General features: G+C 53.0%; 25 protein-coding genes. 20 read left to right on the top strand and 5 right to left on the bottom strand.

Annotation, left to right across the window (positions count from 1 at the left end):
- The first annotated feature begins 26 nt into the window (after positions 1-26).
- The 8 genes from GC56T3_RS05130 to ytvI all read left to right on the top strand — a co-directional run bounded on the left by GC56T3_RS05130 (position 27) and on the right by ytvI (position 7,868).
- Positions 27-950 (top strand): PLP-dependent cysteine synthase family protein, encoded by a 924-nt coding sequence (locus GC56T3_RS05130; RefSeq protein ID WP_013144670.1) that lies wholly within the window; start codon positions 27-29, stop codon positions 948-950.
- A 2-nt stretch (positions 951-952) separates the two neighbouring features.
- Positions 953-2,086 carry a bifunctional cystathionine gamma-lyase/homocysteine desulfhydrase gene (locus GC56T3_RS05135; RefSeq protein ID WP_013144671.1) on the top strand — a complete coding sequence of 378 codons (1,134 nt, stop codon included), beginning with the start codon at positions 953-955 and terminating at the stop codon, positions 2,084-2,086.
- A gap of 62 nt (positions 2,087-2,148) precedes the next feature.
- A complete protein-coding gene (locus tag GC56T3_RS05140; RefSeq protein WP_013144672.1) occupies positions 2,149-2,394 on the top strand; it encodes a YrhC family protein in 246 nt (81 codons plus the stop codon).
- A 531-nt stretch (positions 2,395-2,925) separates the two neighbouring features.
- Positions 2,926-3,069, top strand: a complete 144-nt coding sequence (locus tag GC56T3_RS18385; RefSeq protein ID WP_013144673.1) for a YrzI family small protein — start codon at positions 2,926-2,928, stop codon at positions 3,067-3,069.
- A 531-nt stretch (positions 3,070-3,600) separates the two neighbouring features.
- Positions 3,601-4,314 carry an RNA polymerase sporulation sigma factor SigK gene (sigK, locus tag GC56T3_RS05150; RefSeq protein ID WP_041468263.1) on the top strand — a complete coding sequence of 238 codons (714 nt, stop codon included), beginning with the start codon at positions 3,601-3,603 and terminating at the stop codon, positions 4,312-4,314.
- A 197-nt stretch (positions 4,315-4,511) separates the two neighbouring features.
- Positions 4,512-5,780: a cation:dicarboxylate symporter family transporter gene (locus tag GC56T3_RS05155; protein WP_013144675.1), complete on the top strand. Its 1,269-nt coding sequence runs from the start codon at positions 4,512-4,514 to the stop codon at positions 5,778-5,780.
- Positions 5,781-6,152: 372 nt separating this feature from the next.
- The gene (locus GC56T3_RS05160) at positions 6,153-6,746 is read left to right on the top strand and encodes a DedA family protein (protein WP_013144676.1); all 594 of its coding nucleotides are present in this window, start codon (positions 6,153-6,155) and stop codon (positions 6,744-6,746) included.
- 96 nt (positions 6,747-6,842) lie between these two features.
- Positions 6,843-7,868, top strand: a complete 1,026-nt coding sequence (gene ytvI / locus GC56T3_RS05165) for a sporulation integral membrane protein YtvI (protein ID WP_013144677.1) — start codon at positions 6,843-6,845, stop codon at positions 7,866-7,868.
- A 132-nt stretch (positions 7,869-8,000) separates the two neighbouring features.
- On the opposite strand, the gene motB is transcribed toward ytvI, so the two are convergent.
- The 3 genes from motB to pssA all read right to left on the bottom strand — a co-directional run bounded on the left by motB (position 8,001) and on the right by pssA (position 10,293).
- On the bottom strand, positions 8,001-8,795 hold the full coding sequence (motB, locus tag GC56T3_RS05170) for a flagellar motor protein MotB (protein ID WP_020755663.1): 795 nt from the start codon (positions 8,793-8,795) through the stop codon (positions 8,001-8,003).
- Complete coding sequence (gene motA, locus GC56T3_RS05175; RefSeq protein WP_013144679.1) at positions 8,788-9,579, bottom strand: flagellar motor stator protein MotA; 792 nt, start codon at positions 9,577-9,579, stop codon at positions 8,788-8,790. Before motA ends, motB begins: the two co-directional genes overlap by 8 nt.
- A 174-nt stretch (positions 9,580-9,753) precedes the next feature.
- Positions 9,754-10,293 (bottom strand): CDP-diacylglycerol--serine O-phosphatidyltransferase, encoded by a 540-nt coding sequence (pssA, locus tag GC56T3_RS05180; protein ID WP_013144680.1) that lies wholly within the window; start codon positions 10,291-10,293, stop codon positions 9,754-9,756.
- A gap of 123 nt (positions 10,294-10,416) precedes the next feature.
- On the opposite strand from pssA, the gene GC56T3_RS05185 reads away from it, so the two are divergent.
- Positions 10,417-11,211: a phosphatidylserine decarboxylase gene (locus tag GC56T3_RS05185; protein WP_013144681.1), complete on the top strand. Its 795-nt coding sequence runs from the start codon at positions 10,417-10,419 to the stop codon at positions 11,209-11,211.
- 37 nt (positions 11,212-11,248) lie between these two features.
- Here the strand turns inward: GC56T3_RS05185 and GC56T3_RS05190 are convergent, their stop codons facing one another.
- Positions 11,249-11,389, bottom strand: coding sequence for a sporulation histidine kinase inhibitor Sda (locus GC56T3_RS05190; protein ID WP_008879941.1), 141 nt, complete (start codon positions 11,387-11,389; stop codon positions 11,249-11,251).
- 327 nt (positions 11,390-11,716) lie between these two features.
- Between GC56T3_RS05190 and GC56T3_RS05195 the strand changes: the two genes are divergently transcribed.
- From GC56T3_RS05195 to GC56T3_RS05230, 8 genes are read left to right on the top strand one after another with little or no spacing between them, the layout of a single operon-like run.
- Positions 11,717-12,232: a YqeG family HAD IIIA-type phosphatase gene (locus tag GC56T3_RS05195; protein ID WP_013144682.1), complete on the top strand. Its 516-nt coding sequence runs from the start codon at positions 11,717-11,719 to the stop codon at positions 12,230-12,232.
- 2 nt (positions 12,233-12,234) lie between these two features.
- A complete protein-coding gene (gene yqeH / locus GC56T3_RS05200) occupies positions 12,235-13,344 on the top strand; it encodes a ribosome biogenesis GTPase YqeH (protein ID WP_013144683.1) in 1,110 nt (369 codons plus the stop codon).
- 23 nt (positions 13,345-13,367) lie between these two features.
- Positions 13,368-14,198 (top strand): shikimate dehydrogenase, encoded by an 831-nt coding sequence (gene aroE / locus GC56T3_RS05205; protein ID WP_013144684.1) that lies wholly within the window; start codon positions 13,368-13,370, stop codon positions 14,196-14,198.
- Between the two features lie 3 nt (positions 14,199-14,201).
- Entirely contained in the window at positions 14,202-14,495 is a 294-nt protein-coding gene (yhbY, locus tag GC56T3_RS05210; RefSeq protein WP_013144685.1) for a ribosome assembly RNA-binding protein YhbY, read from the top strand.
- A gap of 41 nt (positions 14,496-14,536) precedes the next feature.
- A complete protein-coding gene (locus GC56T3_RS05215; RefSeq protein WP_041468267.1) occupies positions 14,537-15,187 on the top strand; it encodes a nicotinate-nucleotide adenylyltransferase in 651 nt (216 codons plus the stop codon).
- Positions 15,096-15,674, top strand: coding sequence for a bis(5'-nucleosyl)-tetraphosphatase (symmetrical) YqeK (yqeK, locus tag GC56T3_RS05220; RefSeq protein WP_013144687.1), 579 nt, complete (start codon positions 15,096-15,098; stop codon positions 15,672-15,674). The genes GC56T3_RS05215 and yqeK overlap by 92 nt, the downstream gene beginning before the upstream one ends.
- Positions 15,671-16,027: a ribosome silencing factor gene (gene rsfS, locus GC56T3_RS05225; protein WP_013144688.1), complete on the top strand. Its 357-nt coding sequence runs from the start codon at positions 15,671-15,673 to the stop codon at positions 16,025-16,027. Before yqeK ends, rsfS begins: the two co-directional genes overlap by 4 nt.
- Positions 16,024-16,767: a class I SAM-dependent methyltransferase gene (locus GC56T3_RS05230; protein WP_013144689.1), complete on the top strand. Its 744-nt coding sequence runs from the start codon at positions 16,024-16,026 to the stop codon at positions 16,765-16,767. The genes rsfS and GC56T3_RS05230 overlap by 4 nt, the downstream gene beginning before the upstream one ends.
- Before the next feature lie 276 nt (positions 16,768-17,043).
- Here the strand turns inward: GC56T3_RS05230 and comER are convergent, their stop codons facing one another.
- A complete protein-coding gene (comER, locus tag GC56T3_RS05235; protein WP_013144690.1) occupies positions 17,044-17,862 on the bottom strand; it encodes a late competence protein ComER in 819 nt (272 codons plus the stop codon).
- A 101-nt stretch (positions 17,863-17,963) separates the two neighbouring features.
- On the opposite strand from comER, the gene GC56T3_RS05240 reads away from it, so the two are divergent.
- From GC56T3_RS05240 to GC56T3_RS05250, 3 genes are all read left to right on the top strand, one after another.
- Positions 17,964-18,587: a helix-hairpin-helix domain-containing protein gene (locus GC56T3_RS05240; RefSeq protein WP_013144691.1), complete on the top strand. Its 624-nt coding sequence runs from the start codon at positions 17,964-17,966 to the stop codon at positions 18,585-18,587.
- A gap of 129 nt (positions 18,588-18,716) precedes the next feature.
- On the top strand, positions 18,717-19,187 hold the full coding sequence (locus GC56T3_RS05245; protein WP_013144692.1) for a ComE operon protein 2: 471 nt from the start codon (positions 18,717-18,719) through the stop codon (positions 19,185-19,187).
- Positions 19,184-21,433: a DNA internalization-related competence protein ComEC/Rec2 gene (locus tag GC56T3_RS05250; protein ID WP_013144693.1), complete on the top strand. Its 2,250-nt coding sequence runs from the start codon at positions 19,184-19,186 to the stop codon at positions 21,431-21,433. The genes GC56T3_RS05245 and GC56T3_RS05250 overlap by 4 nt, the downstream gene beginning before the upstream one ends.
- The last annotated feature ends 12 nt before the right edge of the window (positions 21,434-21,445 follow it).

The raw sequence follows: 21,445 nt of genomic DNA on the forward strand, positions 1-21,445 counted from the left end.
GAGCGTGAAGAAACGGAGTGACTTGTATGCGCGTAGCAAAAAGCATCCATGAGTTGATCGGCCATACGCCGGTTGTCGAAATTACGCGCTTCCCCCTCCCGGAAGGCGTTCGGCTGTTCGCCAAGCTTGAATACTTCAATCCTGGCGGAAGCATTAAAGACCGGCTTGGACAAGAGCTGTTGCGCGAGGCGTTTGCATCAGGAAAACTGAAAGAGGGGGGCATGATCATCGAGCCGACGGCCGGCAACACCGGCATCGGTCTGGCGCTGGCGGCGATCGGCAAAAACGTGAACATCATTTTTTGTGTGCCGGAAAAATTCAGCATCGAAAAACAACAGCTGATGAAGGCGCTCGGGGCGCAAATCGTTCATACACCGACTGAAGAGGGAATGGAAGGAGCCATCCGAAAAGCGGAGGAGCTCGCCCGCACGATTCCAGGCGCCTATTGCCCCCAGCAGTTCCAAAACCCGGCCAACCCAAGGACGTATTACAAGACGCTCGGTCCGGAGCTGTGGGACGATTTGGACGGACAGATCGACATTTTTGTCGCCGGCGCCGGCTCCGGCGGCACGTTTATGGGGACGGCGACGTTTTTAAAAGAAAAAAACCCGGCCATTAAAACGGTCATCGTGGAACCGGAAGGCTCGATTTTAGGCGGCGGCAAGCCGGGTCCGCATCGGACGGAAGGGATCGGCATGGAGTTTTTGCCGCCGTTTATGGATCCGGATTATTTTGATGCCATCTACACGATCGCGGACGATGACGCGTTCCGGCGCGTCAGCGAACTCGCAAGACAGGAGGGGCTTTTGGTCGGCAGTTCGTCCGGCGCCGCGTTTCATGCCGCCTTGATGGAAGCAGAGAAGGCAAAGCCAGGGACGAATATCGTCGTCATTTTTCCGGACGGGAGCGAACGCTATTTAAGCAAACACATTTATGAAGGTGGGAGGTAACGATGAGGCGGAAAACAATGCTCATTCATGGCGGCATTCCGGGGGATCCGCATACTGGAGCGGTGTCGGTCCCGATTTATCAAGTGAGTACGTATAAGCAAGAAGAAGTTGGAAAGCATAAAGGGTTTGAATACTCGCGCACCGGCAACCCGACGCGCGCGGCGCTTGAGAAGCTGATTGCCGATCTCGAGGGCGGCGAAGCCGGCTTTGCGTTCGCTTCCGGTATGGCGGCAATTACGGCCGTCATGATGTTGTTTCAAAGCGGCGACCATCTGGTGCTCACTGACGATGTCTACGGCGGCACGTATCGCGTCATGACGAACGTGCTGAATCGGTTCGGGCTTGAGGCGACGTTCGTCGATACGAGCGATGTCGCCAACATCGAGGCGCACATCCGGCCGAATACGAAAGCCATCTATATCGAAACGCCGACGAACCCGCTGTTGAAAATCACTGACTTGCAAGCCGCCGCCGCCATTGCCCGTGCGCATGGGCTGCTATTGATCGTCGATAACACGTTTTCCACTCCGTACTTTCAGACGCCGCTTGAGCTTGGCGCCGATATCGTCATTCATAGCGCAACGAAATATTTAGGCGGCCATAGCGACGTCGTCGCTGGGTTGGCGGTTGTCCGCACGCCGGAGCTTGCCGAACGGCTCCATTACGTGCAAAATTCAACCGGCGGCGTGCTCGGGCCGCAAGATTCATGGCTATTGATGCGCGGGATGAAAACGCTCGCCGTGCGGATGGAGGAACATGAAGAAAATGCGCGCCAAATCGCTGTTTTTTTGGCTGAACACAAGGCGGTCAAGCGCGTCCATTACCCCGGGCTTCCGGATCATCCGAACCACGAGCTGGCGAAAAAACAAATGCGCGGATTTGGCGGCATGATTTCGTTTGATGTCGGCAGCTTGGAGCGCGCCGAGAAAGTGCTGTCGCGCGTGCGCTACTTTACGCTTGCCGAAAGCTTAGGGGCGGTCGAAAGTTTAATTTCGTTGCCAGGGAAAATGACGCACGCCTCGATCCCGAAGGAACGGCGCGAACAGCTCGGCATTACCGACGGCCTGATCCGTTTGTCGGTCGGGCTTGAAGATGTCAACGATCTGCTTGACGATTTGGCGCAGGCGCTTGGCTGAAATTGCCGCTCCCCCCTTCCGTCCATGTATGATACAGTGAAAGGGGAGAGGAGGGATCGGGATTGAACGAACAGCAACGAAACGAGCTGCGGGCCAAGGCGGGCGATTTCAAGATGTACAGCCTTGTCTTGTTCTCGCTCGGGGCGTTTTTCTATTTTGGCACGATGATTCCTGGGGCGCTCGAGGCGGCGAAAAAACCGTTCGCCTTGCTGATGGTTGGAGGCTGTTTCATGGCGGCTTTGTACTGTTCGCGTCGCTCCGCCGTTTGCGCCCGCCGCTTGGAGGAAGAGGAAGACCGGTTTGAATGATAAATGGGGCTGAACTAAAAATGGGGATGAACTAAAAGCGTCATTGCGCTTATTATTGGCGATAGATTAAGAAAGGAGGGTGTCCCAAAAAGATTGGAACACCCTCTTTCGCTGCTATATATGTGCTTGCTGTTTCTGCTGCACTATCGTTGTGACGATCTTGAAGGAAGGCGGCCTTTTAGGTCAGCCCCCTCATTTTGGTTTCGTCATGCTGCCGTCAAAGGGGAGCTTGTTTTTTATAAAAAATGGTTGACAATGGAAATGTTTTTGGATACAATTACCTTCGTAACGTCATTTCTGAGGGGAGGTCGAAGATCATGACAATGGTGATGTGGTCAACATTCACGTATTTATTCCAGAAAATGGCTATTCGACCTTCCGCCGACCGGGAATGAACGTGCACCGATGACGAAAAACAGCGATCAGGCCGCAGAAGGGGAGTAGTCTCGCTTTCTGCGGCCTTTTTGCACACTGAGCCGCAGAAGCGCTTTCCTTCTGCGGTTTTTTTGCATGGAAAGGAGGTGGGGAGGCATGACGATCCATTTGTTTTTTATCACGATCACGATTGAGCGGAGAAAGCCGCGGCAGCGGAACATCGAAGAGGAGCGGTTCGCCCGTGCAGCCGAGGAGGAGCTTGTTGACCGCAAATGCTTTTTCCATCAACGATTGTTTTAAACATTTCCAGCAATGAAGGATGAAAGGGGAGAAGATTTATGTCCATTGTACTCGTATGGCTTGTGATGTGGATGAAGCAAAGGGGAGACTCAACTTGACTCAGTCTAAAGGGATGCGATGGGTGCTCCGTGTGCTGTTGTTGACGGTCGAATTTCACGAATTGTTCAAAATGTGGCGGAAGCGTTCCTTGTCTTCTTTGGTAAAATAAAATCTAGAAGAGAAGGTCAAGGAGGGAACGGGGATGTTCGCCATTGTCATGTCGATCATCATTACCGCGTCGATTGCGCTTGTTGTCGCCGCGGAAGTCAGCGTTGAGGCCAAAGCGTAACGGCGGTTCTTCTGCATCGGGAGGGGGATAAGCAGGCGGACCGCATCAGCAGAACGTTGGCATCAATCGTTTTTGATTGGTCAGGTCATTGCCGGCTCATTTCGGGCCGGTCTATTTTTGTCGTAAAGACACGGACAACATCGCCCCTGCATATACATAACGATAGGCGGTTTCCGCCGATGACAGCAGGCGGGGGTGAGAGCATGTCCGGCATTTTCACGGCGTTTACGTTTCTGTTGAAAGAGCTGACGTTTCTTGTCTCGTATATTAAAAACAATGCGTTTCCCCAGCCGTTAAGCGCTCAAGAAGAGGAAAAGTATTTGGCGCTGATGGCAAAAGGCGACGAGCAAGCCCGCAACCGGCTCATCGAACACAACTTGCGCCTTGTTGCCCACATTGTGAAAAAGTTTGAAAATACGGGAGAAGAGGTCGAGGATTTAATCTCCATTGGCACGATCGGCTTGATCAAGGCGATTGAAAGCTATTCGCCGGGCAAAGGAACGAAGTTGGCAACGTATGCGGCTCGATGTATCGAGAACGAAATCCTGATGCACCTGCGTTCATTAAAAAAAACGCGCAAAGACGTCTCGTTGCATGAGCCAATCGGCCAGGACAAAGAAGGAAACGAAATCAGCCTGCTTGATATTTTAAAAGCCGAAGGCCAAGACATCGTCGATGAAATCCACTTGAACATGGAGCTCGAACAAGTCAAACAATATATCAGCGTGCTTGATGAGCGGGAAAAAGAGGTGATCATCAATCGCTTTGGCCTCGGTCGGCAGCGGGAAAAAACGCAGCGTGAAATCGCCAAAGAGCTCGGCATCTCGAGAAGCTATGTCTCGCGCATTGAAAAACGGGCATTAATGAAAATGTTTCACGAGTTTTATCGGCAGGAAAAAGAAAAACGGCGGTCATAACAAAAGCGGGTTGCTGGTGCAGCGACCCGCTTTTTCAGTGGTGGAAGAATAGAAATTATTTTAAAAAACTGAATTCTTTCATTTATATCCTTTGATGAAGCGATTTCAATCAAAAATATTGACAGATTTTATTTTTAAAAGTAAAATAATTTTGTCGTCTTTTGTCTAAATTTGTCTAAAGGAGGCGAAAAAGCATCATGCGCAAGATCGGCTTGGCATGGCAAATTTTCATCGGCCTTATTCTCGGGATTATGGTTGGGGCCATTTTTTACGGAAACCCTAAAGTAGCGACGTATTTGCAGCCGATCGGAGATGTTTTTCTCCGTTTAATTAAGATGATCGTCATCCCGATCGTCGTCTCGAGCTTGATTGTCGGCGTCGCCAACGTCGGTGATGTGAAAAAGCTCGGAAAGTTGGGCGGCAAAACGATCCTTTATTTTGAGATCATTACGACGATTGCCATTATCGTCGGCCTCTTGGCAGCGAACATTTTCCAACCAGGCGTCGGCGTCAATATGAAGTCGCTTGAGAAAACGGATATCCAGTCGTATGTCGATACGACGAACGAAGTGCAGCACCATTCGATGGTTGAAACATTTGTCAACATCGTGCCGAAAAACGTGTTTGAAGCGCTGTCGACCGGGAATATGCTGCCGATCATCTTCTTCTCGGTGATGTTCGGGTTGGGCGTAGCCGCGATCGGTGAAAAAGGGAAACCGGTGCTTCGCTTTTTCCAAGGCACGGCGGAAGCGATGTTTTATGTGACGAACCAAGTGATGAAGTTTGCGCCGTTTGGCGTTTTCGCCTTGATCGGCGTGACGGTGTCGAAATTCGGCGTCGCTTCGCTCCTTCCGCTCAGCAAACTTGTTGTGCTCGTTTATGCGGTCATGGCGTTCTTCGTGTTGGTGGTGCTTGGCGCTGTGGCCAAATTGGTAAATACAAATATTTTCCATATTATAAAAATCTTAAAGGATGAATTAGTGCTTGCCTATAGCACGTCGAGCTCGGAAACCGTGTTGCCTAAGGTTATGGAAAAAATGGAGAAATTCGGTTGTTCGAAGGCTGTAACATCCTTTGTCGTTCCGACCGGCTATTCGTTCAACTTGGATGGGTCGACGCTGTATCAGGCGCTGGCGGCTGTCTTTATCGCTCAACTGTACGGCATCGACATGCCGATTTCACAGCAAATCTCGCTTGTGCTCGTTTTAATGGTGACGTCCAAAGGGATTGCGGGTGTCCCAGGCGTATCGTTTGTCGTCTTATTGGCAACGCTTGGCACAGTTGGCATTCCAGTTGAAGGATTGGCGTTTATCGCCGGCATCGACCGTCTTTTGGACATGGCGCGCACAGTGGTCAACGTCATCGGCAACTCGCTGGCGGCGGTTGTGATGTCGAAATGGGAAGGGCAATATAACGAAGAACAAGGAAAACAATACATCGCTGAGTTGCAGCAGCAAAGCGCCTAAGAAAAAAGTGGCTCAGATGTGTTGATTAACCATTAAAAACGAGTTGACATCGTCCTATTCCTAGCTTTTCTGCCGTAGTCGGCAAGCGTGGGGCTTGCCTTCGTCACGCCTTAGCGTGACGGAAGACCGAACAACGACTCGCTTCACAGACCCATTCATGGGGCTGGAAGCGGCGTTGTTCGGTCACTCGACAGTCGTATGCAATGACCGGTAAAGACGAACAATGTTCAAGCTTTAAATTGCATCTATATAGATGATCATCGATACTCGTGAAAGCGGCTGAATGATCAGCCGCTTTTTCATTTTGTTTGCCAAAGGCGTGTAGTATAATGAAACAATGGACAAGGAAGCAAAAGACAAGGAGGAAAAACGGTGCACGAAGTCATTCAATCGATGTTTTCCTTTTTGACCAGTTTAGGCTATGTCGGCATCGCTCTCGCCTTGATGGTGGAAGTAATCCCCAGCGAGATCGTGTTGGCATATGCTGGATATTTGGTAGCGCGGGGGGATGTCTCATTTGCTGGGGCCGTGGCAGCGGGGACAGTAGGCGGCACGGTGGCGCAACTGTTTTTGTATTGGATGGGCTACTATGGCGGACGGCCGTTTCTAGATCAGTATGGGAAATATGTATTGATCCAGAAAAAACATTTGGATGTGGCGGAACGCTGGTTTGCGAAATTTGGCCCTGGCGTCATTTTCAGCGCCCGATTCATTCCCGTCGTCCGCCATGCGATTTCGATCCCCGCCGGCATTGCTCGGATGAAGTGGCTGCCGTTTACGATTTACACGGTGTTGGCCATCATCCCGTGGTCCATTTTGTTTATTTGGTTGGGAGAACAGCTTGGTCAACGATGGCGGCAAATTGACGAGATGGCGGCGCCATATGTCCGACCGGCTATCGCAGCGGCGGTGGCGGTGGCGGCGATTTATATTGTTTGGCAACGACGACGCCGCGCTGGAAAATGAGCGCATGAAATAGTTGCCCTGTCCGCATGCGGTCGGCTATATTTATATACATGAACCATCTTTTAGCTAAATTTTGAGGAAAAATGAGGGACGAACGTGAAACGTTGGATGATCATTGCGTTGCTATTCGCTGTGGGGTTATGGCTTGTGCCATACAGTGTGCCGCTTCTCTTCGCACTTGCGACCGCACTTTTGCTCGAGCCGTCCATCCGCCGATTGCAAGAAAACTATAAGCTGAAGCGCGTGCACGCCGTCACGGCGATTTTTTCATTGTTCATCATCATTCTGGGGCTTTCCCTTTACTTTCTGGTCGTGATTTTTGTGCAACAAGTGATGGCGCTCTCACAAAAACTGCCTTACGTGTTAAACGAAGCGACGAAAGTGCTCGACCGTCTCATTCAAACGTGGCAGTCGTATTCCAGCTCCATTCCGCAGGAAATCATCGATTCGCTTGAACGCGGCGTCAATACCGTCGAGCAAATGCTTTTGTCGTTTGCGACCAACTTGACGCAGTCGCTCGTCCATTATATTGCCGCCATTCCGGCGTTTTTGATTCATTTTTTAGTGTATTTGATCGCACTGTTTCTCATTTGCCTCGATTTGCCGCAGCTGAAGCAAGGCATGCGCCGCTATTTGTCCGAACGGACCGAACAGCGGCTTGGGATGGTCGTCGCCCAGCTGAGCAAAGCGGGGATCGGCTTTTTAAAAGCGCAGTTTTTGCTTAGTTTAATTACGTTTTTCCTCGCGCTGTCTGGCCTTTTCGTGTTGGGGGTCGACTATGCGGCGTTGATGGCGCTGGTCATCGTCGTCGTTGATATTTTGCCGATTTTAGGAACGGGTTCCGTGCTTGTTCCGTGGGGGCTCATCAGCATGGCGAACGGCAACAATACGCTTGGCATCGGGCTCATCGTGCTGTTTGTCGTCATCACCGTCGTGCGCCGGATCATCGAGCCGAAAGTGTTTTCCACCAATTTGGGCATTTCACCGCTCGCCGCGCTCGTCAGTGTCTATCTGGGGTTTCAGCTGCTTGGCTTTATCGGGTTGTTCGTCGGGCCGGTCGTTGTCATTTTGGTTGAGGCTCTTGCCAAAGCTGGAGTCATTAAATGGACGATCAAGCTTTGATTTTTTCGAATAAAGGTCTTTGCGGACGAAGGAGGAAAAACCGGCGAACCGCCGGTTTTTCTGTCTGGACATGGGGAAGAGAGTTTTGGCAAAGCGACGGCTAAAGAAAACCGCCCGCTGAAGGCGCGACGGTCACTGAGTGGATGTGGACGAATCATTGACGTCGGTGCGCGGCAAAATTAAAATTTCGACGCGCCGGTTTTTCATCCGCCCGGCAGCGGTGGCGTTGGAGGCGATCGGCTTGTATTCGCCATACCCTTTAGCGCTGAAATAGCGCGGGTCGAGTTGCTTGTTTTCAAGCAGCACTTTCATGAAATTGACGGCGCGCATGACGCTCAGCTCCCAGTTGGAAGCGAATTTCTCGTTATGGATCGGCACGTTGTCCGTATGGCCGCTGATCATGATGTTGCGCGGCGGGTTCATGACGAGCAAAGCGGAGATTTCCGCCGCAAGACGCCGGTCTTTCATGCGCACTTCGGCGCTGCCGGAGTCGAATAAAATATCATCCAAAATGGTAATCGCGAGCCCTTCGTCCGTCAATGATGTCTGCAATTTCCCTGTCAAGTGTTTTTGATGAATATAGCTGTCAATTTTCGCTTGGATTTGTTTCAGCTCTTCTTTTTCTCCTTCGTTTATAGACGAAGGAGGATTCTGAGACTGTTGCTGTTGATATTGCTGCCGTCCTTTTTCGTCTTCTGCAGGCGGCGTGATTGGTTCAATGGGGCTTTGAAAATCAAAAACACCCGTTCCGCCGGCAAAGGCGGTGCTGAAGGCGCGCGCAATTTCTTGAAACTTCTTTTGGTCGATTTGGCTGCTTGCAAACAAAACGATGAATAGTGCGAGCAGCAATGTCAACAAATCTGCGTACGGAATCAGCCATGATTCGCTCATATGCTCTTCGTGGCTGCTCTTTTTTTTCTTAGCCATTGGCCGTTTCACCTTGTGTCAGCGCCTGCTGCCGCTCGCTTTCCGGCAAGTATGAGGCGAGTTTTTGTTCGATCATGCGCGGGGCTTGTCCTTCCAAAATGGAGAGCACTCCTTCAACCATGATGTAGCGCACGCGCGCCTCTTCCTTCGATTTCCGCCGCAGTTTGTTGGCAAACGGATGCCAAAGCACATAGCCGGTGAAAATGCCGAGCATTGTGGCGACAAAAGCTGCACTAATGGCATGACCTAATTCACTGATGTTGTCCATGTTGCCGAGCGCCGCAATCAACCCAACGACCGCCCCAAGCACCCCGAGCGTCGGCGCGTACGTGCCAGCTTGAGTAAAAATGGCAGCGTTCGCTTCGTGGCGTTCTTCCATGGCCACAATTTCTTCGGTCATGACATCGCGGATAAACTCTTGCGTTTGTCCATCGATGGCCATGCTGAGCCCGTTGCGCAAAAACGGGTCGTCAATGTCGTTCAATTTCGCCTCAAGCGCCAGAAGCCCTTCGCGGCGGGCGATGTTGGCCCAGTCAACGAACAGTGGAATGAGCTCGTCGATCGACGGTGTGGGCGGTTCAGTAAAAATGATTTTGAACAATTTTGGCACTTTTTTTATTTCCTTCATTGGAAACGCGATAATGACCGCTGCCGCCGTGCCGACGAGAATGATGAGGATGGCGGCCGGATTGATCAATACAGCAGGCGAAACGCCCTTAAAGTACATGCCCAACCCGACGGCAATGACGCCAAGGATGATGCCGATGATCGATGTTTTGTCCAAATGAATCCCCCCGCTTTTTCCATACGAACGATCTACGCCATGAGGCGTTTTGATAAAGAAACCATATTTATCATATACTGAATAAAGGAGGTTGAAAAGGGAAAAAGGTGTGACATGAAAGGGAAAAAGCCGCCCGCTCCATTAGGCTGACGGAAAGGGCAGCTCCGGTGATCATCATATTTTTTTCAGTTTAAACGTGCCGACCATTAAAAACGATAAAATGAGCGCTAAAAACATAAACGATTGTGGCGGAAAGTACGGGATGGCTAAATAACCGAGCGTCATCAGCACCCCGGCGGCGGTGATCGGCAGCCCCGCGAAGTAGCCGTTGTTTTCTGTGATGTTGAAGCGTGCGAGGCGGAAGGCGCCGCAGGCGATATACAAGATGGTGAACACTGCCCCCGGCGCGCCGAATTCATAGAACAACCCCTGATACATCAGCAAGGCGGGAGCGACGCCGAAGGAGACGATGTCGCTCATCGAATCGAGCTGCTTGCCAAGTTCGGATTCAATGTTCATCTTGCGCGCCACAGCGCCGTCAAAGCGATCGACAAACGCTGCTAAAAAAACGAGCAGCACGCTCATATGAAGCTGCCCTTTCAGCGTAGCCAGGACGGAAAAGCCGCCAAGCGACAAGTTGGTCATCGTCAAAATGTTTGCTGCATTGGCTTTCAGCTTTTTTAAGGTATAGTCTAAATAATCCGATAAGAACAAGTTTCTCCACTCCTTTTCCAACAGAAAACGCCAAAAGAAAATTCTACTACCATTATACTCATTTTGGCGGTAATATGGAAGGTAGTAACGAATGGCGATGTTGCGCTACTGGAGGGAACGTGCTTGCGAAAATGGCTTTATCGTTTGTTCATCGAGCTGACCAATCACTCGCTTTCTTCAAAGCTGCTCGCTTCGTTTGCCAAATCGCGCCTCAGCGGTCTATTGATATCATCGTATGCAAAAATTTATCATATTAACCAAGACGAAATGGAAAAAAGCCTAAAAAATTATAAGACGTTGCAGCAACTGTTCATCCGCCGGCTGAAGGCCGGGGTGAGGCCGGTCGACGCTGATGAGCATACGGTCGTCAGCCCGGTGGACGCTGTCATTGAAGACATGGGCACGATTCGAGAAAACTGTGAAATGATCGTCAAGGGAAAGCCGTATTCCATTGCGGAAATGCTCGGCAGCGTTGAAGCGGCACAACCGTATGTGAACGGGTTCTTTTTTATTCTGTATTTAAGCCCGAGCCATTATCACCGCATCCATAGCCCAATATCTGGAGTGATCGAAAAACAGTGGGCGCTCGGCCGCAAGTCGTATCCGGTCAATCGTCTTGGCTTAAAATATGGGCGTCGGCCGCTCGAGAAAAATTACCGCCTCATCACCGAGGTCACAGCCGGCGGCAAGCGCTTGGCGATCGTGAAAATCGGCGCCATGTTCGTCAACAGCATTGAATTGACCCATGAGAGTGAGCAGCTTGTCAAAGGAGAGGAAATGGCGTATTTTTCGTTCGGTTCAACGGTCGTCTTGCTGTTTGAACGCGGAAGTTTCGCCCCTGACCCGCGCATTGCTGCGCCCATGCCGATCAAAGTCGGCGAGCGGCTCGGCTATTGGTGCGAGGCGCACGAGCACTAAGGCTGTCGGAAACAAAAAAAAGCCCGAAGGCCTTCTCTTATGAGGACAGCTTAATTTTGTGAGTCAATGAACGGCGCTGGATTTCTTTTTCAATCAACTCAATGAATTCCGGGCTGAGATTGAGCTCTTTCGCCTTGAAGTACGACTCGATCAACAACTCGTCGGACAAATGTTTCATCGGGGGTGTCCTCCTTTTTTGGATGGAATATGCCAAACATGTCATACATATAATGGTAGGTTACTTACAATGTACCATGACTTGGGAGAGAGAACAACCGTTCTGTTATCCACAGAAGGTGGTGGATAACATGTGGAAAACATGTTTATAAAACGCAGGAAGTGTGATGACTAGCTTGTGTATAATGTGGGCAACAGTTATCCACAAGATGGACAGTCGCGAAATTTGTCGAAAGTTTTTTCTATTTATCATCGGTAAACTTTGTTTTGAAACAAACGTTAAAATTCGCTATGATGGGAAAAGCAAATGGAAAGGCGGGTGTCCGGCATGCTTCACTACTTTTTGCCAAGCCAGTTTGCCAAGCGTGTGATCGACATTACTCCGGATGAGCTGAAACAAAAAGGGGTCAAAGGGATCATCACTGATTTGGACAATACGCTTGTTGAATGGGATCGGCCGAGCGCCACCCCGGAGCTGGCCGCATGGTTTGATGCGATGAAGCAGGCGGGCATTAAGGTCGTCATCGTATCGAATAATAATCAACAACGCGTGCAGTCGTTTGCGGAGCCGCTTGGCATCCCGTTCATCTTTGAAGCGCGCAAACCGCTGACACGCGCGTTTTTGCAGGCATTAAAGATGATGGAGCTTAAGAAAGAGGAAGTCGTCGTCATCGGCGATCAGTTGCTGACGGATGTGCTTGGGGGCAACCGGCTCGGACTGAACACGATTTTAGTCGTCCCGGTCGCCCAGACGGACGGATTATGGACGCGTTTCAATCGAAAAATGGAGCGGAGAATTTTAAAGGTGATGCGCAAAAAAGGGATGATTTACTGGGAGGAATGATCGTGGAGCCACAACTGCGTTGCATCGGCTGCGGAGCGGCCATTCAGTTTGACGATCCGAAAAAGGCGGGCTATGCGCCGAAAAGCGTGCTCGAAAAAGACGAGGAAGAAATCATTTGCCAGCGCTGCTTCCGCTTGAAACATTACAACGAAGTGCAAGACGTGCCGCTTGATGACAGCGATTTTTTAAACATGCTGCACCGCATCGGGGAATCGAAGGCGCTTGTCGTCAACATCGTCGACATTTTCGATTTCAACGGCAGCTGGATTCCTGGCTTGCCGCGGTTTGCGGCCGAGAATCCGATTTTGCTTGTCGGCAACAAGGCGGATTTATTGCCGCGGTCGGTCAAATACCCGAAGCTGCTGCGCTGGATGCGCCGCATGGCGGAAGAGCTCGGGCTCTGTCCGGTTGACGTCTGCCTTGTCAGCGCAGCGAAAGGAATTGGCATGGCGAAGGTGATGGAAGCGATCAACCGCTACCGTGAGGGCGGCGATGTCTACGTCGTCGGCTGCACGAATGTCGGCAAGTCGACGTTCATCAATCGGATCATTGAAGAGGCGACCGGCAAAGGGAATGTGATTACCACGTCATATTTCCCGGGGACGACACTCGATATGATCGAAATTCCGCTTGAGGGTGGAGCGACGCTGTATGATACGCCGGGGATCATCAACCATCACCAAATGGCGCACTTTGTTGATGCGCGCGATTTGAAGATCATTACGCCGAAGCGGGAAATCCATCCGCGCGTTTATCAGCTCAACGAAGGGCAGACGCTCTTTTTCGGAGGCTTGGCCCGCCTCGATTACATCAAAGGCGGGCGCCGCTCGTTCGTCTGCTACATGGCCAATGAGTTGACGGTTCATCGGACAAAGTTGGAAAAAGCCGACTCCCTTTATGCCAATCAGCTTGGCGATTTGCTGTCGCCGCCAAACAAACGCTATGCCGCTGAATTTCCGCCGCTTGTGCCGCGCTCGCTGTCTGTCAAAGAGCGGAAGACAGACATCGTCTTTTCCGGACTCGGCTGGGTGACGTGCAACGACCTGGGTGCTCAGCTTGTCGTCCATGCTCCAAAAGGGGTCGACGTATTTATCCGTCAATCGTTGATTTAATGGAAAGCGGGAGGAGGAGAAACGTGGAAAAGGTATACGGGTTGATTGGGTTTCCCGTCGAGCACTCGCTGTCGCCGCTCATGCATAATGATGCATTCGCCCGTTTGGGCATTCCGGCGCGCTATCATTTGTTTTCCGTCGAACCGGGGCAAGTCGGTGCGGCGATCGCTGGCGTGCGGGCGCTCGGCATCGCCGGGGTGAACGTGACGATTCCGCACAAACTGGCGGTCATTCCGTTTTTGGACGAAGTGGACGAGCAGGCGCGCCGCATCGGGGCGGTCAATACGATCGTCAACGACAACGGCCGGCTCGTCGGCTATAATACGGACGGACCTGGCTACGTCAAGGCGCTCGAGGAGGAAATGGACGTCAGTCTCGACGGCAAGCGGATTTTGGTGATCGGCGCTGGCGGCGGGGCGCGCGGCATTTACTTTTCGTTGCTGTCGACGGCAGCCGAGCGCATCGATATGGCCAACCGGACGGTGGAAAAAGCGGAGCGGCTCGTCCGCGAAGGGGGGGATGGCCGCTCGGCGTATTTTTCGCTCGCCGAGGCGGAAACGCGGCTTGACGAATACGATATTATTATCAATACCACTTCTGTCGGCATGCATCCGCGTGTCGAGGTGCAGCCGCTTTCTCTTGAACGGCTGCGGCCAGGGGTGATCGTTTCCGATATTATTTACAATCCACTGGAAACAAAATGGCTGAAAGAAGCGAAAGCCCGCGGCGCCCGTGTGCAAAACGGCGTCGGCATGCTCGTGTACCAGGGAGCGCTAGCGTTTGAAAAATGGACCGGCCAATGGCCGGATGTCAACCGGATGAAACAGCTTGTCATCGAAGCGTTAAGGAGGTAACATATGCTAACGGGAAAACAAAAACGGTTTTTGCGCGCTCAAGCCCATCATTTGAAACCGATTTTTCAAGTCGGCAAAGGCGGCGTGACGGAAGCGATGACCGAACAAATTGCGGCGGCGCTCGAAGCGCGCGAGCTGTTGAAAGTGAGCGTTTTGCAAAACTGCGAAGAAGACCGCTACACCGTCGCTGAGCAGCTGGCAGCCGGGACGGGGGCCGAACTTGTGCAAGTGATCGGCAATACGATCGTCTTATACAAAGAGTCGAAAGAACACAAACAAATCGTTTTGCCTGACTGACAAGCGGCGCGGCCAAGATGAAACGGCGGGGGGGAAGGAAGATGGGAAAAATCGGGATTCTCGGCGGAACGTTCGATCCGCCCCATTACGGCCATTTGATTATGGCGAATGAAGTGCTTGACGCCCTTCAGTTGTCAGAAATTTGGTTTCTGCCCAACCGCATTCCTCCCCATAAGCAGCACGAACAAGTGACGAAAAGCGAGGATCGGCTGCGCATGCTCGAGTTGGCGGTGGCCGGTCATCCATGCTTTCATGTTGAGACGATCGAGCTTGAACGGGAGGGGCCTTCCTATACGTACGATACGGTCCGGCAGCTTGTCGCGATGCATCCTGATGACGAATTTTATTTCATCATCGGCGCCGATATGGTCGAATATTTGCCGAATTGGCACCGCATCGATGAGCTCATCGAGTTGGTGACGTTTGTTGGCGTCAAGCGGCCGGGGTTTTCCATGGAAACGCCGTATCCGGTCATCGAAGTTGAGGCGCCGCAGTTTGCTGTTTCTTCCTCGCTCATCCGCGAGCGGGTGCGGAACGGACAGACGATTCGCTATCTTGTACCGGAAGGCGTCAGACTTTATATTGAGGAGAAGGGGCTATATGGAGCGAGAACAGGCGTTACTGATCGTGAAACAACAGCTGACCGAGCAGCGCTACGAGCATACGCTTGGCGTTGTCGAGACCGCCGTTAAGCTCGCCAAGCAATACGGCGCCGACGCGAAAAAGGCGGAACTGGCAGCGATTTTCCACGACTATGCCAAATTCCGTCCGGTCGAGGAAATGAAACAAATCATTTTGGCGCAAAATATGCCCAACGATTTGCTTGCTTACAACAGTGAGCTATGGCATGCGCCCGTTGGCGCCTATTTGGTGCAGACAGAAGTCGGCATCAACGATCCAGAGGTGCTGGATGCCATTCGCTACCATACGTCGGGAAGGGCGGGAATGACGGTGCTTGAAAAAATTATTTATTTGGCCGACTATATGGAACCAGGGCGCCGCTTCCCGGGCGTTGACGACGTACGGCGCTTGGCGGAAGAAGACCTCAACCGGGCGCTGTTGCAGGCGGTGAAAAATACGATCGCGTTTTTGCTTGAGAAGCGCCAGCTCATTTATCCAGATACGATTCATGCGTACAATTCACTCATGCGTGAAGTGAAGGGGGAAGCAAAACGGTGACGGAACAAGAGGCGTTGCAGCTTGTCGTCCGCGCGGCGGATGATAAAAAGGCGGAAAACATTGTCGTCTTGAACATGAAAGGCATTTCGCTTGTCGCCGATTATTTTGTCATTTGCCATGGCAATTCGGACAAACAAGTGCAGGCCATCGCCCGCGAAATTCAAGACCAAGCGGAAGAACACGGCTTAGCGGTGAAGAGGGTTGAAGGATTCCAGGAGGCGAAATGGGTGCTTGTCGATTTGGGCGACATCGTTGTGCATGTTTTTGCCAAAGAGGAGCGCGAGTATTACAACCTCGAACGGCTCTGGGGGGACGCCCCGACGGAAGACGTCGCGGCTGTGTTGCAGCCATGACCTATGCTCGTTTCGCGGATTGGTACGATGCGCTCATGGCCGAGGCGCCGTATGATGCATGGCAATCGTTTGTGGAACGGGCATTCGCCCAATACACCAAACGTCCAGGAAGACGGGTCATTGACATCGGCTGCGGGACGGGAGAGCTTGCCATCCGCCTTGCCAAGGCCGGATGGCAAGTATCCGGCGTTGATCTCTCTGAACATATGCTCGCCGTCGCCCAGGCGAAAGCCGAAGCGGCGGGAGTGGAGGTGCCGTTTTTCGAACAAAACATGGCGGAGCTCGACGGGTTTTCTGATCTCGATGGCGCCTTCCTGTTTTGCGATGCTCTCAACTATTTAACGGATGAAGAGGATGTGAAGCGGACGTTCGCCGCCGTCTCCCGCGCCCTTGGCGGCGGCGGGCTGCTTTTGTTTGATGTCCATTCGGTCTACAAAATGGATGTCCTGTTCCGCGACGCCGTGTTTGCGGACCAGGATGACGACCTCAGCTACATATGGACGTGCCATCCGCTTGACTGGCCGCACAGCGTCGGGCATGAATTAACCTTTTTCGTCCGCCGCGGCGATCTTTATGAGCGCTATGACGAATGGCATGAACAGCGCACGTTCGAGCGCGCTGTCTATGAGCGATGGCTCGATTCCGCTGGCTTTGAGGTGCTCGAAGTGACCGCCGATTTCACCAATGCGCCCCCGACCGAGACGGCGGAACGGTTGTTTTTCATCGCGCGAAAGCGGTGAGGGGCGAGATCGACAAAAACGAAGGCGCTGTTGCCAGAGTGATGTATGGGAGACATGCTTGAACACTGCTCGAAATAGGGTGAAAAGAAGGAAAGAGCCGGATGGCTCTTTTTTTATGCGCATGATAGCCAGCGCTGTGATCGACGCGATTCGACGGCTGTGCAATTGAAAAAGATGTGTGAGTTAGAAGGATTATGCACCCGGCTATTAAGCCGGGTGGGGATGGAAATTTTGTCGGGTCAAGCAGGAATTTGCTCCTTGCTGTCGAATTCATGTTCACGAAAACTGCTGCTTCACCTTCTCCACATCTTCTTTAAACTTCTCATGTGTTTTCGCCAGCACTTCTTCAAAGACGCCGTTCATTCGTTGTTCCAACACAGCGATTCCTTCCCCGGTAATGCCGCCTTTGACGCAAACTTTTTCCTGCAGCGTCGGGAGTGTGTACAAGTTTCGCTTCAACAATTCCCCTAAGCCGATGATCATATCGGTCGCCAGCATCGTCGCCTGTTCCTTCGTGATGGCGGTTTTGGCCGCTGCGGCGTCGATGAAGCGCTGAAGCAAATAGCTGAAAAACGCCGGACCGCAGCTTGAGATGTCGGAGGCGACGCGGGTGATGGCCTCGTCGATGTACACCGGCGAGGCGATGCGCCGGAGAAGATCATCGATCGTTTGCCGGCAGGCGGTCGAACAGCGTGATCCGAAGGTGACAAGGATGCTGCCGGAGAGCGCCCGGTTTGCAATGCTCGGAATGGCGCGCACGACTTGGCAAGGGACGGCTGCTTCAAGCTGTTTTACGATGATCGGGCTTGTGATCGACACAAGGCAATGCTCCCTTGTCCAGTGCGGGGCCAGTTGCTGCAATAATGGGTGGATGTCGAGCGGTTTGACGCATAAAAAGACGAGGCTGGATTGTTTGATGACTTCAGCCGCATCGGCAACCACTGCAATGCCGGGATGCGCGCGTTGTATCGCGAACGCTTTCGCAAGCGTACGGTTCGTGATGACGAGCTGATCCGCTTTCACGGCGCCGGAGTCGAGGAACGCTTCGATTAAGATGGTGCCCATATTCCCCGTGCCGATGACGCCGATGTTCATGTGTTGTCCCCCCTCCCGGTTTTGGTTTACCGGACTCTCTTTTTCGATATGTATGAGAAAAAGGCTCGGTTTATGACTTGAGATGGAAAGGATGGGATCGTATGTGGGAGCATGTGCAGGAGCTTGGCAAACGTTATGGGAAAGTAGGGATGTTCTTGTTGTTTGCTGCGGCGGCGGGGTTATGGGTGTTTCGTCATCCGACGGATGAAAAGGGGCAAGTCGTCTTGCCGGCGGCGGCTGAAACGGATGCCGCCCGGACGGAAGAAAAAAAGGACGAGGCGTCAAAAACCGCTGTGGTGGATGTGAAAGGGGCGGTCGCGAAACCAGGAGTGTACGAGGTGGCGGCGGACGCCCGCGTTCGCGATGTCATCGCCCTAGCCGGTGGATTGACGGACGAGGCGGATGAAACGAAAGTCAATCTGGCGGCAAAAGTGCGCGATGAAATGATGATTTACGTCCCGGCAAAAGGCGAGGCCGCAGCGACGTCAAATGCCACCTTCACGTCTCCGAGCGATGGGGCTCGGGACGGGCCGCAAGTGGCGGTCAATACAGCGACGGAAGAGGAGTTGATGCAGCTTCCCGGGATCGGACCGGCGAAGGCAAAAGCGATCATCGCCTATCGCGAAGAACACGGGCCGTTTCGGCGGGTGGAGGATTTGTTGAATGTAACCGGAATTGGTGAAAAAACGCTGGAGAAATTGAAACCGTATTTGCTTGTGCCGTAAGCGAGGCGGGGGAGCGCAATGATTCTCGTTTATGGGCGGATCAAGGCTGCTGCGGACGTTTTTCGGCGTTGACGGGGGCAGGCGGCGGCGGGTAGACTAAAAGTATGGAAACGAGCGGAGGGACGTAAAATGGAACGCATCACATGGGATCAATACTTTATGGCGCAAAGCCATCTGTTGGCGCTGCGCAGCACGTGCACAAGGCTGGCGGTCGGAGCGACGATTGTGCGCGATAAGCGCATCATCGCCGGCGGGTACAACGGCTCGATCGCCGGCGGCGCCCATTGCACCGATGAAGGGTGCTACGTTATTGACGGCCATTGTGTACGGACGATCCATGCGGAAATGAATGCCATTTTGCAATGCGCCAAGTTCGGCGTCCCGACCGAGGGGGCGGAGATGTATGTCACCCATTTTCCGTGCTTGCATTGTTGCAAGGCGATCATTCAAAGCGGCATTCGCGCTGTCTATTACGCCCAAGACTACAAAAACCACCCGTACGCCTTGGAGCTGTTTGCCCAAGCTGGCGTCCGGCTCGTGCAAGTGCCGCTGAAAACGGATGTGTTCGCCTTGCTTTCCGGCGGCGGAGGTGAAGCATGAAAGGACAAGCCGTCTATCCCGCCGCGGCGGCGCTTTTGGCCGTGGCGGCGGCCTCTCCGTCCAAAACCACATGTCTTCTCCTTATCGTTTATCTCCTTCTTCTTTTCATCCGCCGGCCGCACTGTTTCCTTCCTGCTCTCGTTGCAGCTCTCTTCTTTTTTGCCTATTTTCTCATCGTTGATCATCATAACAAAACTTCCCTTTCCGGCGGCCGTCATTCGCTTTCCGTTCGTTTTTCCGCCGCGCCGGCGATCGACGGCGATCGATTGCAGGCGGCGGTGCAAGCTGGCAAGGAGCGGGTGCAGCTCCGTTACATCATTCGGACAGCTGCGGAAAAAGAAGCGCTGCGTGCGCGTCTTATGCCCGGGGTCGTGTGCCGGCTGAGCGGAATGCTCGAGCGCCCCATGCCAGCTGGCAATCCGTATGCGTTTGATTACCGCCTTTATTTGCGCCGCCACCGCATTCATTGGCTCTTTCTCCCTGAGGCGATCGATCTTTCTGCTTGCGTGCGCGTCCGTCCCACCATCATCGAACGGCTTGAAGCCATTCGCGAGGCTGGCGTCCGCCGCATTGAAGCCCGGTTTCCGCCGGAAGCGGCCGGCATCGCCGCTGCGCTCATTTATGGCGAACGCCGCTCGTTGGACGAGGAAGTGATTAGCGGTTACCAGCAGCTCGGGATCATCCATTTGTTGGCCATTTCCGGCGGCCATGTCACCCTGCTTGTCAGTGCTGCGTTGGCCGCTGCCATTCGGTTTGTGACGCGCGAAGCGGCCGTGCTTGCTTTGCTCGTTTTCTTGCCTATGTATGCGGTGCTCGCCGGCGCTTCGCCGTCGGTGCTGCGCGCTTGTGCGACCGGGATGATTGTGTTGGCCGTCCAGTGGAAAAAAGCAATGATCCATCCGCTGGATGCGTTGAGTTGGACAGCGCTTGCCCTGCTCGTCTTTGACCCCTATATGGTTTGGGATGTCGGTTTTCAACTATCGTTTCTTGTCACGTTTGCCCTTCTCGCCCATGTATCGGTGCTCGCCTCTGCTCGTTCGATGCTCCAAAACTTGTTTCAGACCGCGCTCGCCGCTCAGCTTGCCGCGCTGCCGGTTTTGCTTTACCATTTTTATGAAGTTTCTGTTTGGAGCGTAGGACTCAATGTCTTCTTTGTCCCTTGGTATTCATTTGTCATCTTGCCACTCGCTTTCCTATCCGCAGTTTTTCCCTTTTCTCCGCTCATTTGGCTGTTTAGCCGTCTCATTGAGCTGACGGACGCGGTTGTCCATTTTTTCTCGGTCGATTACTCGTTTATGCTTGTGCTCGGCCGTCCGGGGCCGTGGTGCTTAGCTGGTTATCTGACAGCCATCGCGGCGGCGTTTTTGGATTGGGAACGCGGCCGCCTGATCCGCGGATTGACAGCGGTGGCGGCGGCGACGGCGCTGCATATGGCTTCTCTGTATATGAATCCAAAGGGAGAAGTAACGATATTGGATGTTGGACAAGGGGACTGCGTTTATATCGAGCTTCCGCATCGCAAAGCGGTCTATCTCATTGACACGGGCGGGACGCCGGAATGGGCGCGCGAACCGTGGCGCAAGCGGTCGCGTCCGTTTTCTGTCGGCCGCGACGTTGTCGTGCCGTTTTTAAAAGCCCAAGGGGTGAGGACGCTTGATCAACTGATTTTGACGCACGATGACGCCGACCATATCGGGTCTGCTCCCGAGGTGATGGCAGCCGTGCGCGTCAAGAAGATTGTCACAAGCCCAGGAGCGCTGCCGGCCGTCAAGGCGATGGCGCGCCCGTTTTCCGTGCCGGTGGCCGCCGGCGTGCGGGGGGATCGGTGGAAGGTGGGGGATGCCGCGTTTTCCGTATTGCACCCGGAGGCGGGAAACAATGAGGATAATAACGGCTCGCTTGTATTGCTCGCCCGCCTCGGCCGCTTGACATGGCTGTTTGCTGCGGATATCGAGGAAGAGGCGGAACAGGCGCTTATCCGCGCTTATCCGACGCTGCGTGTCGATGTATTGAAAGTCGCCCACCACGGCAGCAAAACGTCGACAACAGAGCCGTTTTTGCGGACGGTCAAGCCGCGAGCGGCCATCATTTCCGTCGGCCGCTACAATCGCTACGGGCATCCGTCCCCCGAGGTGCTTATGCGGCTTGGGCAACAACGGGCGATCATTTGGCGGACGGATGAAAACGGGGCCATTCGCTATGTGTATGACGAAAACGGTGGAACCTTTCAGGTGATGAAACCATAAGATGTAGTGCAC

Source organism: Geobacillus sp. C56-T3 (assembly GCF_000092445.1).
Classification (GTDB): domain Bacteria; phylum Bacillota; class Bacilli; order Bacillales; family Anoxybacillaceae; genus Geobacillus; species Geobacillus thermoleovorans.